The organism is Paraliobacillus sp. JSM ZJ581 (assembly GCF_044383835.1).
Taxonomy (GTDB): Bacteria; Bacillota; Bacilli; order Bacillales; family Amphibacillaceae; genus Paraliobacillus.
Genome location: NZ_JBISEP010000005.1, coordinates 1 through 17553 on the forward strand (window position 1 = coordinate 1; position 17553 = coordinate 17553).

Consider the following 17553-nt stretch of genomic DNA (forward strand, 5'->3'; position numbering starts at 1 on the left):
ATGGTCCGCCAAATCCGAATCCAGGTCTTCGATGATAATTTTGTGGATAAGATGAATGATAAAGATTGTTATCTCTATACATATTATTTCTCCTTTCCTATTTTTATATTAGTGATATAGGGTAATTTAGTTAAAAGTTTCCGTACATACTATGCGAGATAGGCAAAAGTTCTTGGGTTGATGTCCTGTAAAAAATAAAAAAGAAGAGATTTTTAATCATCTCTTCTTGGTTCCTTCTTTTTATCCATAGAATGTAGCGCCGACGATAATGAGAAGAATAAATAGCACCACAATCAAAACAAATGAATTACCATACCCACCGCAATGACTCATTTTGTTTTCCTCCCGTAAATAAATTTAGTAAAGCTACAGTATATCTTATGCTTTTATTGTTGTTTTGCTTGGGCGAGCATGTTCAATTTAGTTTTATTTATTAGGCAGCTTAATTAGATTTCTGATCCATGCTATAATGTAAAGAACATGTAAACGTATTCGAATAAAAGTATATAAATAAAGGGGGAAATAGGGTGAATTACAACTATCAAACACCACGATATCTCGTTGTTATTGAGCAAATAAAGACGAAAATTAAAGAAGGCGAATTAGAGCCAGGTGAACGCTTGCCCTCAGAAACAGACTTCTCCAAAGCGTTACGCGTATCAAGGAATACATTAAGAGAAGCGTTGCGAATATTAGAAGAGGAAAATATTATTATCCGCAAACACGGTGTTGGCACGTTTGTTAATAAAAAGCCAATTTTTTCAGGTGGGATTGAAGAGTTGTTTAGTATCACTGATATGATAAAGAGAGAAGAGAAGGAACCTGGAACAGAATTGCTTTTTACTGGGTTTGTTGATCCACATGTAGATGATGTCACTGAATTACAAATGAATCCAAACGAAAAAGTAATGCTCGTAAAGCGAGTTCGAACTGCTAATCAAGAGCCCCTTGTTTATTGTATAGACAAGATACCTGCTGAATTACTAGAAAACGGATTTTCATTACAAGGAGAATCTATCTTTGACTCGTTGCATCATAGTGCAGGAATTACAATCAGTTATGCAAAGGCCGATATTAAAACAATTGGTTATCATAAAGAAATATCTCATATCTTAAAGTGCGAACCCGATATACCTTTATTAGTACTAAAGCAAGTTCATTTTGATACGAATGACAAGCCGATATTATATTCATTAAACTTCTTTAGATCAGACCAAGTTAGTTTTAATGTATTTCGAAAAAGAATACTTTAAATTGAAAAAAACTTGATAACAGGAACATGTTATCAAGTTTTTTTATAAAACATTTGACTTGTTGGACGTCTAACCTTTATGATAAAGACATAGCACTTTGTAAGGGATTACATTAAACATTGATTTCGGTGTTTTATATGCTGACAAAAGGGATAAATCAACTAAAGATGTCCAAATTATAGATAGAAAGAGAGTGTTTAACATGAACTTGATGTGGGGTATCTTCGGCATAATTGTAGTATTATCTATTGCGTTTCTTTTCTCTTCAAACAAGAGGTCGATTCGTGTACGAACAATTTTAGGCGGTTTATCTATTCAAATCGCTTTTGCATTTATCGTATTAAAATGGGAAAAAGGGAAAGAAGGATTAGAATGGTTCACTTTACGTGTGCAAGATATTATTAATTATGCAAATGAAGGAATTAGCTTCTTATTTGGACCATTAGCAGATAGTGATGAATTTGGAACGATATTTGCTTTTCATGTGTTGCCAATTATTATTTTCTTTTCAGCGCTTATTTCTGTATTGTATTATTTAGGTATTATGCAGCGGTTTATTAAAATCTTAGGTGGTGGCTTATCGAAGTTATTAGGTACTAGTAAGGCAGAATCGATTTCAGCGGCATCTAATATTTTTGTTGGACAAACGGAAGCACCATTAGTTGTACGACCATTTTTAGATAAAATGACAAAATCTGAGTTATTTGCAGTTATGACGGGTGGACTTGCCTCTGTTGCTGGTTCTGTATTAGTTGGTTATTCGTTATTAGGCGTCCCGCTGGAATACTTATTAGCTGCTAGTTTTATGGCTGCTCCTTCAGGATTGGTCATGGCTAAAATGATGATGCCTGAGACAGAAACGTCACAAACAACAGATGAAGTTGAATTAGAAAAAGATACAGAAACGGTTAATGTAATCGATGCAGCTGCAAAAGGTGCGAGTGATGGATTGAAGTTAGCGCTTAATGTAGGAGCTATGCTTTTAGCGTTTATTGCATTAATTGCGTTGATTAATGGCATTTTAGGAGCTTTTGGTGGATTAACGTTAGAAGGAATTTTAGGATATATGTTTTCTCCAGTTGCATTTGCGATTGGTGTTCCTTGGTCTGAAGCAGTTACAGCAGGTAGCTTTATCGGTCAGAAATTAGTATTAAATGAATTTGTGGCCTATTCTTCCTTTGCTTCTGAAATGAATACACTATCTGACAAGACTAATTTAATCATAAGCTTTGCATTATGTGGTTTTGCCAATTTAAGTTCGATGGCTATTTTGTTAGGTGGTTTAGGTGGCTTAGCTCCTAGCCGTCGTAAAGATATTGCAACGCTAGGACTTCGTGCTGTAGCAGCAGGAATGCTTGCTTCGTTATTAAGCGCAGCAATAGCGGGTATGTTTTTTTAAGTCAGAAACAAAATAATTTTTAGAAAAGAGAGGAAGATAAACATGAGAATGGTAGATATTATTGCGAAAAAAAGAGATGGTAAAGCATTATCAAAAGCAGAGATCGATTTTGTTGTTGAGGGGTATACCAACAATGAAATACCTGATTATCAAATGTCTGCTTTAGCAATGGCTTTGTACTTTCAAGATATGACAAAAGAAGAGCGTGTTCATTTAACCATGGCGATGGTAGAGTCAGGCGATCAAATTGATTTATCTGATATTGAAGGAATTAAGGTAGATAAGCATAGTACAGGTGGCGTTGGAGATACGACAACATTAATATTAGCACCACTAGTAGCTGCATTAGACGTCCCGGTGGCAAAGATGTCTGGCAGAGGGCTTGGTCATACTGGTGGGACGATTGACAAATTAGAATCGATTGACGGATTCCAAGTGGAACTAGATAGTGCAACGTTTAACAAATTAGTGAATCAAAACAAAATTGCTGTCGTTGGTCAAAGTGGGAATTTAACCCCAGCAGATAAAAAGTTGTATAGTTTACGAGACGTGACTGCAACCGTTAACTCTATCCCTTTAATTGCAAGCTCTATTATGAGTAAAAAAATTGCTTCTGGTGCAGACGCGATTGTATTGGATGTAAAAACAGGCTCAGGTGCTTTCATGAAAGATTTGGACGATGCGCAAGCTTTAGCAAAAGCAATGGTTGAAATAGGTAATGGTGCTGGGCGCAATACGATTGCTGTTATTTCTGATATGAATCAACCGCTTGGCCTGGCGATTGGAAATGCACTAGAAGTAAAAGAAGCAATTGCTACTTTACAAGGTAATGGACCAAGTGATTTACATGAACTATGCTTAACGCTAGGAAGTCAGATGGTTTATTTAGCAAAAAAAGCAGATTCAATTGAACATGCGCGTAAGTTGTTGGAAGATGTGATGGAATCGGGTAAAGCCATTGAAAAGTTCAAAACTTTCATTGCATCACAAGGAGGGGATGCATCTGTTGTAGATGATCCTAGCAAGTTACCAGCAGCTGCAAATCAAATCGAAGTAAAAGCAAAAAGAGATGGATATGTAATTGAAATAGTTGCTGATGAAATAGGTGTTGCAGCAAGTATGCTAGGTGCTGGTCGAATGACAAAAGAGTCAGAAATTGATCTAGCTGTTGGTCTTGTATTAAAGAAGAAGATTGGCGATCCAGTAAAAACAGGTGAAACGATTGTTACGATTCATAGTAATCAATCCAATGTTGATGAAGTGATCGAAAAGGTTCAGCAAGCTTACACAATTGGCGATGAATCCCCTATAGCTAACGAATTAATATATGATATTATTCATCAGTAAATACTTCTTGGAAGGTTGGACATCAAACCACGCTGTAGGTAAAATAGAATAAGGTAGGAGAGTGCAATTGATTTTGAGTGAATCATTATAGGTGTATTTAAATTTTAAAAACTCCCATTGCCAGCCCCTCCAGTACTTACAGGTGTGTTTAGGATAGTAGGTGTTTATGTAGGTGAAAAGATTGGATACAAACTATACTTTACAACAGAAAGGATGAGATCTTATGCACACACCATTCAAACGAGTTTTTGTTATTGTAATGGATTCAGTTGGTATAGGCGAAGCGCCAGATGCAGCGGAATTTAATGATGTTGGTGCAGATACATTAGGGCATATTGCTGAAACAATGAACGGTCTAAATATGCCGACAATCGGAAAATTAGGTTTGAGTAATATTCGAGAAATAAAAGGTATTGAAAAGGCAGCACAACCACTTGCCCATTTTACGAAAATGGAGGAGGCTTCCAATGGTAAAGATACAATGACAGGTCATTGGGAAATAATGGGGTTACATATCGCCCAACCTTTTCAAACGTTTCCTGATGGTTTCCCTGATGATTTATTACAGCAAATAGAAGAGAAAACAGGTCGGAAAATTATAGGGAATAAACCTGCTTCTGGAACCGAGATTATTAAGGAATTAGGACAAGAACATATGGAAACAGGAGCACTTATCGTTTACACATCTGCCGATTCTGTATTGCAAATTGCTGCACATGAAGATATTATTCCAATCGAGGAACAGTATGAAATTTGTGAAACAGTACGAGCTTTAACTAAAAATGATACGTATATGATCGGTCGTATTATTGCACGTCCGTTTATTGGAGAGCTAGGTGCCTTTGAACGAACATCTAACCGCCATGATTATGCATTGAAACCATTTGATAGAACAGTGATGAATGAGATGAAGGATAGTGGGTATGATGTAGTTGCTTTAGGTAAAATTTCAGATATTTATGATGGTGAAGGAGTAACTGAGTCTATTCGAACAAAAGATAATGATGATGGTATGGAGAAATTCATCCAGTCAATGGACAAAAATTTTCACGGATTAAATTTCTTGAATTTAGTAGACTTTGATGCGAAATATGGTCACCGTAGAGATCCAGAAGGTTATGGAAAAGCTCTAGAGGTATTTGATCAGAGAATGCCAGAAGTATTAGAAAAGCTAAGAGAAGATGATTTATTGATTATTACCGCAGACCATGGAAATGACCCAGTTCATCACGGAACCGATCATACCCGTGAATATGTACCGTTACTCGTCCATCATAAAGGGATTAGCGAGGGAAAAGAGCTACCAATACGAAAAACATTTGCTGATATTGGTGCAACGATTGCAGATAACTTTGAAATTAACATGCCAGAACATGGTGCTAGTTTTTTGAAAGACATTAAGTAAGGAGGAAGAACAAATGAATCTACAAAACATTCAAGAAGCCGCTTCTTATATCACTAAAAAATTATCTATTACACCGAAAGTGGGCTTAATTCTTGGCTCTGGCTTAGGAATGCTTGCTGATGAAATTGAAGATCCAGTAAAGATTAAATATGAAAAAATTCCAGGTTTTCCTGTTTCGACTGTAGAAGGTCACGCGGGTCAACTTGTTAGTGGTACGCTAATGGGTGTGCCGGTCATTGCTATGCAAGGTCGTTTTCATTATTACGAAGGATATGGGCTTGATGCAGTTACTTTCCCAGTACGTGTAATGAAAGCATTAGGAGTAGAAAAGCTTGTAGTAACAAACGCAGCAGGTGGTGTAAACCCTGATTTAAATCCAGGTGACTTAATGCTGATTACCGATCATATTAATAATACAGGACAAGATCCATTGATAGGGCCAAACGAATCGAAGCTTGGTGTGCGTTTTCCGGATATGTCTACTGCGTATGATAGAAACTTACAGAATATTGCTCGTGATGTAGCCAAAGACATGAATTTAGACTTACAAGAAGGCGTTTATGTCTGGAATACTGGACCTAGCTATGAAACCCCAGCTGAAATTCGTATGCTACAAAAAGTAGGGGGAGATGCCGTTGGTATGTCTACTGTGCCAGAAGTAATTGTCGCTCGTCATGCAGGGATGGATTGCTTAGGTGTTTCTTGTATTTCAAATATGGCAGCAGGTATTTTGGATCAGCCGTTATCACATGATGAAGTAATTGAGACGACAGAAAAAGTAAGGGATTCTTTTTTACGTTTTGTTAAAGACGTGTTAGTTCGTATGAGCTAACATGCTAAGCTGAGGAGGAAATGCGATGGCAATAGAAAAAAAGCTGGTAGAAGAGGCTAAAAAAGCAAGAGAGATGGCTTACACACCATATTCGAAGTTCAAAGTAGGTGCGTCATTACGGACTACTGATGGTGACATTTTTCATGGGTGTAATATTGAAAACGCGGCATATTCCTTAGCGAATTGTGCGGAGCGAACGGCTCTGTTTCATGCCTACGCTTCGGGTGCTCGTTCATTTGATCTGCTTGTAGTTGTTGCTGATACCGATCGTCCGGTATCGCCTTGCGGTGCTTGTCGTCAGGTCCTAGCAGAATTGTGTGATCCTAACATGAAAGTAGTTTTAACCAATTTGCATGGTGATATTCAAGAGACGACAGTGAGTGAATTGTTACCAGGTGCTTTTGTGTCGGATGACTTATCTAATGCTAAATAAAAAGAAGTGAAAGTAAAGTAAATCTAAAATCAGGAGAGATAAGAATGGTAAATCAACTAGCAAACAAAATTGATCATACTGCACTTAAACCCGATACAACGAAGAATCAAATTACAACCTTGTGTCAAGAAGCGAAAGACCATGGGTTTTATTCTGTTTGTGTAAATCCAACATGGGTGAAGGAAGCTGCTAATTTGTTGGCTGGCTCAGATGTAGCTGTTTGTACGGTTATCGGTTTTCCTTTAGGAGCATCTACTACTAATGTGAAAGCATTAGAAACGAAAGATGTAATAGATAATGGTGCAACAGAAGTTGATATGGTTATTAATATCGGTGCATTGAAAGATGGAAACAATGAATTAGTTAAATCTGATATTCAAGCTGTAGTTGATGCTGCTAAAGGAAAGGCACTAGTAAAGGTAATCATTGAAACATGCTTATTGACGGATGAAGAAAAAGAAACAGCATGCAAACTAGCTGTTGAAGCAGGTACAGATTACGTGAAAACATCTACTGGCTTTTCCACTGGTGGAGCAACAGTCGAAGATATTCGCTTAATGCGTCAAACAGTTGGAGAGCATATCGGTGTAAAAGCTTCTGGCGGTGTACGTGATCAAGAAACGGCAGAAGCAATGGTTCAAGCTGGAGCTTCCCGTATTGGTGCTAGTGCAAGTGTTGCGATTGTACAAGGAAAAACATCAACAAGTGATTATTAAAAGCAATACATGTTTTTACCAAGTATGAACCGATTTTTGTTAAGAGTCAGATGAAATGAAGGGATTGTCTAGAGATACCGTTCTTAAAGGTTAGGTGTTCATTCTAATTTTTCGGGTAACGGTATCTTTCCATTTCATCTATTTTTCTAACATCTATTTAAATTGCGTCGTTGTACCTTAGTCAGAACAATTATATTGTCTTTCTATTCGGCTGTTTTGCAAATGAATGATAACTTGTATGCTTTTATTTTTGCTATATCTCTTGTTCTATTCATGACATCACGTTTGGTTAAATAAACATGAAAACGTGTTTTGAATTTTTTGTTTCTACAGACCAACTTTCACTATGATCAATGACAGGCCGCCTCTCTTCTTAATTCTGGCAGTACTAATTCAAGTTTATCTTTTAGCTAGTATTTTTTGTCCTGATGACAAACCATTCTTTGTATCGTGACTTTGGTGTTAACTTTACCAATTATTCGTGCGTTATAACAAAAACGAAGCCAGATGACTTCGTTTTTAAAGGTTTATTTTTGATTGTATGCACCGTGTTTAACTGGTCCGACAAATTTGTTTAATTTCCAACCGTGTTTGATAGCCTCATGAACAAACTCTTTCGCAACTATTACTGCATCTTTCACTGTCTTACCATTTGCTAAGTTCGCAGTAATCGCAGCAGCAAACGTACAGCCAGCACCGTGAGTATAATTTGTTTCTATTTTGTCGTTCTCTAATAATGTATGTGACTTACCATCATAGAACAGATCAATTGCTTTATTATGCTTTAGAGCTTTTCCACCTTTAATTACTACATTTTTTGCGCCTAATTCGATAATTTTTTCGGCTGCGTGTTTCATGTCATCAATTGTTTTAATCGGACCTGTTTTTGCTAATTGACCAGCTTCAAATAAGTTTGGTGTAGTAATGGTCGCAAGTGGTAATAGTAATTCTCGCATTGCATCTGTGTTTTCGGGTTGCAACACTTCATTTTCACCTTTGCAAACCATCACCGGATCAATCACTACCTTATTTAAACCGTGTGCTTTCATTTCTCTTGCGCCAAGTTCAATAATATCTACCGAGCCAAGCATACCTGTTTTCATTGCATCAATACCTACAGACAGGATGGTTTTTAATTGCCTTTCTACCGTTGTGACTGCTATAGGCGTTACTTGATGACTCCAATTTTCAGGTGCCATTGAAACAATGGAAGTAAGTGCGGTCATTCCGTATACTTGATGCTCTTGAAATGTTTTTAAGTCCGCTTGTATACCTGCTCCACCACTGGAATCAGAGCCAGCCAATGTTAGTGTTTTTTTCAAAATATCCCCCTCCAGGTCGAACAGAAATTTTTTATTTAAATATACTTTATCACACTAGAAGAAAGATGAAAAATAAAGAAAGCTTTTTTTACAATATACTGAAATACGCCTTTCAAAAATGCAAATTATTTCAGAAATAACCGCATGTCATGTTAAAATTGTGAACGATATCACTTAATTTTATTTGTTTGTACCAAGTAATAATATTATAATATAATCTCGGCTTATTCTTATCACTTTTCTAAATAAGGAATGAAGAAAATGACAAAAAAAGATCACGTAATACAAGAAGAAAACATTGAAGTATGGGCAGACTTAGTAAATATAAAAGATTTGGTTTGTGCACTAGTAATTACTAGTACTTTTACTTTAGGTGCATATTTTATTGCTCCAAATGAAGATCCAAAACCATTATATTTTGGCTTGATTGGTTCATTAATAGGGTTTATTATTTCTAGTATTGTAATTAAACCAAAAAGAAAGTTTGAAACAGGTAAGAACGGGGACATATAATGGATATTACGTTGATTATTCAGATGATTTTAGCAGCTGTTACTGGAACTTTTATTTATACAATCATAGGTATTTTACCTGGTACTGATGAAACCGCCGTCTTAGCTCCAGTCACCCTAGTCTTAGTATTGATAGGATTAGAACCAATTGTAATATTAACATTTTTTATTGCATCAATTATTGCAAAAAAACTAACTGATTCGATTCCAGTTGCTGTAGCAGGGATCCCAGGTGGTGTGATGGCAGCGCCGATGGTCGAACATGCTATTGTTTTAAAGCGACACGGCAAATCTGATCTTAGTATTCGGAAGATGGCATCAGGCTCTGTGATTGGGACAATTGTAGCAGTACCATTAAGTTTATTGTTAGCAAATGTGTTGATTCCTTTTTCGGATGTGATTCAAAATTATACGAATCAAATTCTGTTTGGAGGAGCAGTTGTTTTAGCCTTAATGTCAAGAAATAGGTGGATAGCTCTTGCGTCGATTGTACCATTTGCTATACTAATACAAGGCTTACGTCATTTGTATTGGGGGTTAGGTGTAGTCCCAGAAGGTACCAATGTTTTTGTTTCTTTCTTTTTAGGGATTACCATTGGCCCTGTTATCTTAATATTATTTGAGTTATTAAATAAAGATAAAAGAAGAGCGATGAGCCGCTATGGAATGAAGACAATTATATTAAATCAGAATAATAAGTATAAAGAGTTACCAAATCCATTCAAAATTTTAACAAAACAAGAATTAAGTATAAGTACACTTTCTTCTTTTTTCGGTTCTATTTTATTTATTTTAAGCCCTGTGGGAATAACTATCCTATTAGGAGAATTAGTATCTTCTCGGGTAAAAGATCCGGTAAAGAAAAGTTCACTGGCTATTTCTAGTATGGATGCGTTAACGAATGCATCTTATATTGCAGGTACACTTATTCCATTAATTGCATTAGGTATTCCATTGTCGCCAGTGGCAATCGGTCCTGCAAATGCGTTATTTCATGCACCACCAGTATTTACGCTTGAACATAATATGCACCATATCCTTTCCAATGCTGATTTTATTTGGGCAGTGGCGATTGGTGCAATTGTGGCAATCGGGATTACTTATTTCATTATTGTAAAACATGCACAACAAATTTGTACGTTTGTATTTAAATGGGTACCACATGAAGCTATGTTAGGGCTGTTTTTTGGCTTAGTTCTATTATTAGCATACATGGATGGTGGTTTAATTAATATAGGCGGTGTATTATTGATCGGATTAGTTGCTGGTTTTATGCATCGATTAGGTATTAATTATGGTGTGCAATTTATGGTGTTATACGCTGCGCCGTGGATTGTTACACAACTTGCAAGCTTATCTTAATGAAATATTTAGGAATTGTTTTTTTGGGTAATAGAAGAAAACGCGATAGATAAAGGAGAGGCAGCAATATGTTAGAACTACCGCAGAAAACAGCAATAGGTAGCGCGCATAGCAAACTGATTTTAGTAGGTGAGCATGCGGTTGTATATGGAGAACCAGCAATTGCTTTACCGTTTCCATCTATACATGTGAAATCAGTAGTCACACCACATAAAGGGCCTGTATTGTTAGAAAGTAATTTTTATGTAGGGCCATTAAGTAGTATTCCAGAGAAGTTAAAAGGTATTGCTGCTTGTATTGAACAAACATGCAAAAAGCTTAATAAAGAACCTAATCATTTTCGTATGTATATTAAGTCAACTATTCCTATTGGTCGTGGGCTTGGTTCTAGTGCCGCAATCGCAATTGCTGTTGTGCGTAGTTTATACAACTTTTTTAATCATCCGTTAGACAAGAGTGATTTATTAGCACTCGTTCATTTAGCGGAAACTTATGCGCATGGTACTCCTAGTGGAATTGATATGGAGGCAGTGAGTAGTGATGTTCCGATTTGGTTTGAAAAAGAAAAATCAATTGAAGAAGTTGAAATTAATCAAGCTTTTCATTTAGTTGTGGCGGATACTGGAAGAATTGGTGACACACATGCGGCAATTGCGAGTATTAAAGAAAAATATAAATCCATTACTGCACAAACGAAGCAATCGATTAAATTGTTAGGTCATTTAACAAAAGAGGCAAAAAAAGCATTGCAAGATGGGAATCCATTGATCTTAGGTGACATTTTAAATCGTGCACAAAAAGAACTGGTCAGTCTAGGAGTAAGTGATGCAGGAATCGATCATTTGGTGAAAATTGCGCATCAAGCTGGGGCTTTAGGAGCAAAACTAACTGGGGGTGGTCGTGGCGGTTGTATTATAGCACTTGCAAAACATGCAGCTCATGCAAAAACGCTTGCGGAAAGATTTTTACACGCAGGTGCTGCTCAAACATGGCATTTTCAAATTGGTCAAGGTGAAGAACAGTATACAACATCTGTCAGTGGATCGTAATATTAAAGGAGCTAGATTATGAGAGCAACGGTTAAAGCACATACAAATATTGCACTAATCAAATATTGGGGTAAACGAGACGAGCAGCTGTTTCTTCCTACAAATAATAGTTTGTCAGTAACGCTGGATAAATTTTATACAATTACAACAGTGGAATTTGATGAGCAACTAAAATCTGATCAGTTTTATTTGAACGAAAAGCAAGCGGAATCAGAGGAAACGGAGAAGGTAGCTGTGTTTTTGGATCGGGTTCGGGCAAAAGCTAATCAAACGATATATGCTAAAGTGACTTCTAAGAATTATGTCCCAACTGCTGCTGGCTTCGCGTCTTCTGCTTCAGGTTATGCCGCTTTAGCCGCAGCTGCTGCTAAAGCGATTGGTTTAAACTTGAATGAACGTGAGCTGTCACAACTGGCAAGGCAAGGATCGGGATCTGCTAGTCGCTCCATTTTTGGTGGTTATGTGGAGTGGCAAAAAGGGATAGAAGCAGATGGTTCGGATTGTTATGCAACACCTATTTTGGACAAAGATGCTTGGGATTTACGTGTATTATCTGTGGAAGTAACTACAAAGGCGAAGAAAGTGTTATCACGAGAAGGGATGAAACGGACAGTTGAAACGTCTCCATTTTTTGCTGGGTGGTTAGAAGCGGTCGAAGAAGATTTAATTACAATAAAAGAAGCCCTGCAAGAAAAAGACTTCACTAAGCTTGGGCAAGTGGTGGAAGCGAATGCGTTAAAAATGCATGCAACAACCCTTGGTGCGAATCCACCATTTATGTATTGGCAGAGTGCGACAGTAGAAGTAATGCAGGAAGTTCAAGCACTTCGTGAAAGAGGGATTGAAGCCTATTTTACTATTGATGCGGGTCCTAATGTGAAAGTCGTCTGTCAGCCAAAAGATGAGCAGGCAGTTCAAGATGCACTGAATGTCTTGTCTGTTGTTCATGACATTCACCATTGTCGTGTAGGCCCTGGAATTATGTATGTAACAGATTAAAACAAGGAATGGGAGAAAAATTTTTATGCAAGCTGCTCGTTCTTATCAAATTAAAACACCAGGGAAATTACTGATTGCAGGTGAGTATGCGGTAACTGAACCGAATCAACCTGGCATTGTTGTTGCAGTTAATCGATATATTACTGTACAGATTGCTGAAAGTAGCCACAATCGAATAGACTTGCCTCAGTTGGGATTGGAGGATATCACCTGGAACTATGAAAACGGACAAGTGCAATTTTCGATAAGCAATAATAAACTTCGATTTATTCATCAAGCAATACAAGTCGTTTATCGTTATCTGTCTAATTCAATGGTTCCGTTTCATTTAATAGTGTCTAGTGAGTTAGATGATGCATCTGGGAAGAAGTATGGTCTCGGTTCTAGTGCAGCTATTGTTGTAGCAGTAATAACAGCAATGTTGAAATTACATAAAAAACAAGAACCAACTGAAGATGAAATATTTAAACTATCATCCATTGCACATTTTAAAACGCAAGGAAACGGTTCTTGTGCAGACATAGCAGCTTCGACCTATGGTGGTTTGCTACATTATGTTGCATTTGATGGAGCTTGGTTGATGAGTCAATTAGAACAGCAATTATCGGTCGAGGAAATCGTGTTGATAAAATGGCCGATGTTGTTTATTGAACGATTACAATTACCAGAAGGGTTACAGTTTTGTGTTGGTTGGACTGGAGAAGCGGCAGCAACTGCTCCAATGGTTAACCAAATTCGCAGCTATCAGAAAAAAAATAAAAAAAGCTATCATGCTTTTTTGAAGGATAGTTTATCGGCTGTTCAGCTGATTGTGCATGGTTGTAAAGAAAACAAGTCAGAGCTTGTAATAGATGGGATTTGTCGTAATAGAAATGTACTACGTTCGATTAGTCAATTGGCTAATGTGCAAATTGAAACACCTCAATTAGAAATACTGGCAGAAATTGCTGCTGCATATGGTTGCGGTAAATCATCTGGTGCTGGTGGTGGCGATTGTGGGATTGCCTTTGTTGAAGGACAAGAAAAGAGTGTACAACTTAGCGAGGCGTGGCAAGCTGCAGGGATAAAAGCATTAGATCTTAAGCCTTCCATTAGTCGAGCACACGTAAAATGTAACGAAAATTAACAAAAGCTTTGGAAGTACATGATGAGGTACTTAGATGTAATTGGATTAAAGAAGCTGTGAAATTTAATCTAGATTAACGGTTTACACTATTCATAGTGTTGTCAACAGTGGATAAGATTGTTATTAAGCTGAACATAATACGATAGTAAATGAATAATAACATAGGTAAATCAAGAACAAGCCACCCCTTCATATTGAAATGGTGGCTTATGTCAAGGAGTAAAATACGCTTGCTTGTTGGTTATTAGTGTTAACCTCATTTATTTATGATTTTCTGCATATGTCCGCATTGCATCACGCATAAAAACGGCTAATCCATCTCCAAACTGATCAATATTTTTGGTGAATCGTTCATCTGCTACGTACATTTCCCCTAAGCCTGAAAATACATCAAGCGAATAGTTACCCATCTCATTTAAAAGGTAGAACCATTTTTCAATTCGCACTTGTGCTTCTTCAGATGATGGAGACGTGTGGCGAATAGTAGCTAGATCAGCGTAAACTTGATTCATACGTCCAGCCAATTCTTCTTCATTTCCTTTAACTCGTTCCTTGGCCTGATCAATCGCTTGGTCACCCCATTCGTCTCTCGCTTCTTTTTCGTAAGGGTTCCCTTTAGTAAAACTAAATCCTTTAAATTTTTCTTCGTTCGTCATGATAATCTCTCCTTTTTCATGCAATAGTGTCCGATCAATTGTTTCAATCATTTGAGCAATTTGCTTTTGCTTCTGTAGAAGATTTTCTCGGTGCAACTGTAATGTCTTCTTTCTATCATAAGTTGGTTCTTGCATGATCTTTTTAATTTTTTTCAAAGGAACATCGAGTGCGCGAAAGAAGAGAATTTGCTGTAAGTCGTCTAGGTTTTTATGAGAATAGCTACGGTACCCTGATTCAGTTGTTTTGTCTGGCTTTAACAAACCTATTTCATCGTAATGATGCAGTGTGCGCACACTAATATCAACTAAATCAGCTACTTCTTTCACTTTCATTAATTTTTTCCCTCCTTTGTAAATCAAGCATAATCTATAACGTAACGTTAAGGTCAAGGAATCTTTTGAAAATTATTCTTCTTTTCTTTGTTTTGATTGATCATAATACATTGATTATTGTTTCAACAAAAAATGTGCGATCACGTCTTCCTCTCTAATGGGGATATCACCGTGATCGCACATTTATAAACATTATTTAAAAAACTTCTTAATTAATTTAAATCTTTTTTCTGATCCAGGATATCGTAATGGAAGATCAAACTTTGTTGTTTGCTTTAATATACTTTTATAATGACTAAATGTGTCAAAGCTTGCTTTACCATGGTAAGAGCCAGTTCCACTATGTCCAACACCACCAAAAGGAAGATGTGGCGTAGCTAAATGGTACATCGTATCGTTAATACAGCCACCACCAAATGGTATGTGATCAACGACTTGTTGTTCGATTTGTTTGTTTTCCGTAAATAGGTATAGTGCTAATGGTTTTGGTTGACCTGATAATGCGGTAATAACCGTTGGTAACTGGCAATAAGTCATGATAGGCAATATTGGGCCGAATATCTCTTCTTTCATCACTGGCGTTTCCCAATCGATATCTGTTAAAATAGTCGGTTCTATTTTACATTTTTCAAGATCTGATTTACCTCCATAAATCAAATTTCCGTTATCTAGAAGTTGATGTAGACGATTAAAGTGATTATCATTAACAATTTTTGGGAAGTCTGGATTGTCTAAAGGTTGTTCACCATATGAATCTGTAATAGCCTGTTGTAGCTCTTGTAGAAAAGCTACCTTTATATTTTCGTGGACATAAATGTAATCTGGAGCAACACAAGTTTGTCCCGCATTCGTAAATTTCCCCCATGCGATTCGTTTTGCTGCTAATTTGAGGTTAGCATCCTCATGTACAATAGCAGGGCTTTTTCCTCCAAGTTCTAATGTAACTGGAGTTAAATGCTTTGCGGCTTGCTCCATCACAATTTTTCCTACAGGAGTACTTCCTGTGAAAAAAATATAATCAAATGGCTGCTTTAATAAGGCCTGACTCGTTTTGGCATCCCCTTCTATTGTGGCAATATAATCTGAATCAAACGTTTCCTCTATTAATTGTGTCAATACTGCTGAAGTATGAGGAGTCAATTCAGAAGGTTTAATGATTGCGGTATTACCAGCTGCTATCGCCCCAATTAATGGAGCGATAGCTAGTTGAAACGGATAATTCCATGGTGCAATAATTAACGTAACGCCATAAGGTTCTGGATAAATAACACTTTTTGATCCAAGATGTGTGATTGCTGTTTTTACACGTTTTGGCTTCATCCACTGCTTTAGTCTTTTCTTTACAAAATCTATTTCTTCATACAATATTCCTATCTCTGTTAGAAAGCCTTCAAATTCAGATTTATTTAAATCTTGTCGAATTGCTGAAAGAATCGTATTTTCATGCTTTTTAATTGCTAGTTTTAGATTGTTCAATGCTTGCAAACGAAAAGATAAGGCCTTTGATTCTCCGGTTTTAAAAAAACATGTCTGACTCTGAAAAATTAAATTTATTTGATTCAATACGTACACCCCCACTACCAATTATAAAGCATGAATAGGCTGTGTAATGAGTAAATAAAATAAATAGGGAAAATTATTTCATTTGTTGCTCGATGATTGCTTTATTTTTTTGTTTGAATTTATCATTATGTGAAGACACCATCGCATGTTTAGAGGCTTCGGGATCTAAATACCTTTTAGCCATATTTATTGCATTGGCTGCATCTTGATATGCTCCAGCAATTAAGTGTAATTTCCCATCGTGATGAAGAATATCTCCTGCAGCATATAGCCCTTCTACAGATGATTCACTTAAGGAACTTCCCATTATAAAATAATCATCATGTAAGTTTATTTGTAAAGGACTATCTTGCAACAAGCTATTATCTCGAATATAGCCATGATGAACGATGACATCATCAACTGCTATCAGATGTTTTTTATTAGATTCTGTTTCAGTCAATTCAACTTGTTCGATAGTATTCCCTGAATCAGAAGAAATGAATTTAGTAATATTTGTTTCGAAAAAGCTTGTTACTTTTTCGCTGGATAATACTTTCTCTGTAACTGTTTCATGCCCTCTAAAGGTATCTCCACGATAGGTTAAATAAATTTTATTCACGAGCGGCTCCAATTCAGCTGCCCAATCGATAGCAGAATGTCCACCACCAGAGATAAGGATATCTTTATTTTTAAAATAGGTAAGTGGCTTCATTAAGTAATGTAAGTTGGTTTGTTCAAAATGACTAATATGTTTTAATTCTAAACGCTGTGGTTGTAAAATTCCACCGCCAATTGCAACGATCACGGTTTTTGAATAATGTGTAATATCTTCGTTTGTATGTAAGTGAAAGATGTTATGTTTATCTTGTGTAATTGATGTCACTTTTGTATTTAAAATCACAGTAGGATCAAAGGTTAATCCTTGCTCGATCATTTGTTCAATTAACTGTGCCCCGGTTAACGGTGGAACACTTCCTACATCCCATACCATTTTTTCAGGGTAGACATGAACTTTACCACCGAGGTATGGTTGGAATTCTATCACCTTTGTTTTTAATCCACGGAGACCACTATAAAAGGCGGCAAACAATCCAGCTGGACCACCACCGATAATGGTTACATCATATGTCGTGTTTGTTGTCATTGTATTTCCTCCATTTCTATGTGACGAATCATATGTTTAAAAATTAAGTTGACAAGACCTACCTTTAATAAGTATATTACCATTATAAACGAAAATGAGAATCGTTATCAATATAAAATC

Annotated in this window: 18 protein-coding genes; 13 read left to right on the plus strand and 5 right to left on the minus strand. The window is 36.6% G+C overall.

Going from position 1 to position 17553, the window contains the following annotated elements:
- Positions 1-240 precede the first annotated feature (240 nt).
- Positions 241-333, minus strand: a complete 93-nt coding sequence (locus ACH6CY_RS04465; protein WP_374066069.1) for a YjcZ family sporulation protein — start codon at positions 331-333, stop codon at positions 241-243.
- A gap of 194 nt (positions 334-527) precedes the next feature.
- Here ACH6CY_RS04465 and ACH6CY_RS04470 point away from each other — a divergent pair, with 194 nt between their 5' ends.
- The 8 genes from ACH6CY_RS04470 to deoC all read left to right on the plus strand — a co-directional run bounded on the left by ACH6CY_RS04470 (position 528) and on the right by deoC (position 7385).
- Positions 528-1253, plus strand: coding sequence for a GntR family transcriptional regulator (locus tag ACH6CY_RS04470; protein ID WP_374066070.1), 726 nt, complete (start codon positions 528-530; stop codon positions 1251-1253).
- Between the two features lie 202 nt (positions 1254-1455).
- Complete coding sequence (locus ACH6CY_RS04475) at positions 1456-2652, plus strand: NupC/NupG family nucleoside CNT transporter (protein ID WP_374066071.1); 1197 nt, start codon at positions 1456-1458, stop codon at positions 2650-2652.
- A gap of 42 nt (positions 2653-2694) precedes the next feature.
- Complete coding sequence (locus tag ACH6CY_RS04480) at positions 2695-3999, plus strand: pyrimidine-nucleoside phosphorylase (protein ID WP_374066072.1); 1305 nt, start codon at positions 2695-2697, stop codon at positions 3997-3999.
- Positions 4000-4116: 117 nt separating this feature from the next.
- A complete protein-coding gene (locus ACH6CY_RS04485) occupies positions 4117-4305 on the plus strand; it encodes a XapX domain-containing protein (RefSeq protein ID WP_374066073.1) in 189 nt (62 codons plus the stop codon).
- Positions 4223-5404: a phosphopentomutase gene (deoB, locus tag ACH6CY_RS04490; RefSeq protein ID WP_374066074.1), complete on the plus strand. Its 1182-nt coding sequence runs from the start codon at positions 4223-4225 to the stop codon at positions 5402-5404. Before ACH6CY_RS04485 ends, deoB begins: the two co-directional genes overlap by 83 nt.
- A 13-nt stretch (positions 5405-5417) precedes the next feature.
- Positions 5418-6236 carry a purine-nucleoside phosphorylase gene (locus tag ACH6CY_RS04495; RefSeq protein WP_374066075.1) on the plus strand — a complete coding sequence of 273 codons (819 nt, stop codon included), beginning with the start codon at positions 5418-5420 and terminating at the stop codon, positions 6234-6236.
- A 25-nt stretch (positions 6237-6261) separates the two neighbouring features.
- Positions 6262-6669 carry a cytidine deaminase gene (cdd, locus tag ACH6CY_RS04500; RefSeq protein ID WP_374066076.1) on the plus strand — a complete coding sequence of 136 codons (408 nt, stop codon included), beginning with the start codon at positions 6262-6264 and terminating at the stop codon, positions 6667-6669.
- A gap of 44 nt (positions 6670-6713) precedes the next feature.
- Complete coding sequence (gene deoC / locus ACH6CY_RS04505) at positions 6714-7385, plus strand: deoxyribose-phosphate aldolase (RefSeq protein ID WP_374066077.1); 672 nt, start codon at positions 6714-6716, stop codon at positions 7383-7385.
- A 527-nt stretch (positions 7386-7912) separates the two neighbouring features.
- On the opposite strand, the gene pdxK is transcribed toward deoC, so the two are convergent.
- The gene (gene pdxK / locus ACH6CY_RS04510; protein WP_374066078.1) at positions 7913-8707 is read right to left on the minus strand and encodes a pyridoxine/pyridoxal/pyridoxamine kinase; all 795 of its coding nucleotides are present in this window, start codon (positions 8705-8707) and stop codon (positions 7913-7915) included.
- Between the two features lie 261 nt (positions 8708-8968).
- Here pdxK and ACH6CY_RS04515 point away from each other — a divergent pair, with 261 nt between their 5' ends.
- The 5 genes from ACH6CY_RS04515 (at position 8969) to ACH6CY_RS04535 (ending at position 13755) form a co-directional block, all read left to right on the plus strand.
- Complete coding sequence (locus ACH6CY_RS04515) at positions 8969-9220, plus strand: hypothetical protein (RefSeq protein ID WP_374066079.1); 252 nt, start codon at positions 8969-8971, stop codon at positions 9218-9220.
- On the plus strand, positions 9220-10581 hold the full coding sequence (locus ACH6CY_RS04520) for a tripartite tricarboxylate transporter permease (protein ID WP_374066080.1): 1362 nt from the start codon (positions 9220-9222) through the stop codon (positions 10579-10581). Before ACH6CY_RS04515 ends, ACH6CY_RS04520 begins: the two co-directional genes overlap by 1 nt.
- A gap of 68 nt (positions 10582-10649) precedes the next feature.
- The gene (gene mvk / locus ACH6CY_RS04525) at positions 10650-11630 is read left to right on the plus strand and encodes a mevalonate kinase (protein ID WP_374066081.1); all 981 of its coding nucleotides are present in this window, start codon (positions 10650-10652) and stop codon (positions 11628-11630) included.
- Between the two features lie 18 nt (positions 11631-11648).
- Positions 11649-12629, plus strand: a complete 981-nt coding sequence (gene mvaD, locus ACH6CY_RS04530; RefSeq protein ID WP_374066082.1) for a diphosphomevalonate decarboxylase — start codon at positions 11649-11651, stop codon at positions 12627-12629.
- Between the two features lie 25 nt (positions 12630-12654).
- The gene (locus ACH6CY_RS04535; protein WP_374066083.1) at positions 12655-13755 is read left to right on the plus strand and encodes a phosphomevalonate kinase; all 1101 of its coding nucleotides are present in this window, start codon (positions 12655-12657) and stop codon (positions 13753-13755) included.
- 260 nt (positions 13756-14015) lie between these two features.
- On the opposite strand, the gene ACH6CY_RS04540 is transcribed toward ACH6CY_RS04535, so the two are convergent.
- From ACH6CY_RS04540 to ACH6CY_RS04550, 3 genes are all read right to left on the minus strand, one after another.
- On the minus strand, positions 14016-14744 hold the full coding sequence (locus ACH6CY_RS04540; protein WP_374066084.1) for a MerR family transcriptional regulator: 729 nt from the start codon (positions 14742-14744) through the stop codon (positions 14016-14018).
- Between the two features lie 192 nt (positions 14745-14936).
- Positions 14937-16307 (minus strand): aldehyde dehydrogenase, encoded by a 1371-nt coding sequence (locus ACH6CY_RS04545; RefSeq protein WP_374066085.1) that lies wholly within the window; start codon positions 16305-16307, stop codon positions 14937-14939.
- 73 nt (positions 16308-16380) lie between these two features.
- The gene (locus ACH6CY_RS04550) at positions 16381-17433 is read right to left on the minus strand and encodes an NAD(P)/FAD-dependent oxidoreductase (RefSeq protein WP_374066086.1); all 1053 of its coding nucleotides are present in this window, start codon (positions 17431-17433) and stop codon (positions 16381-16383) included.
- Positions 17434-17553 lie beyond the last annotated feature (120 nt).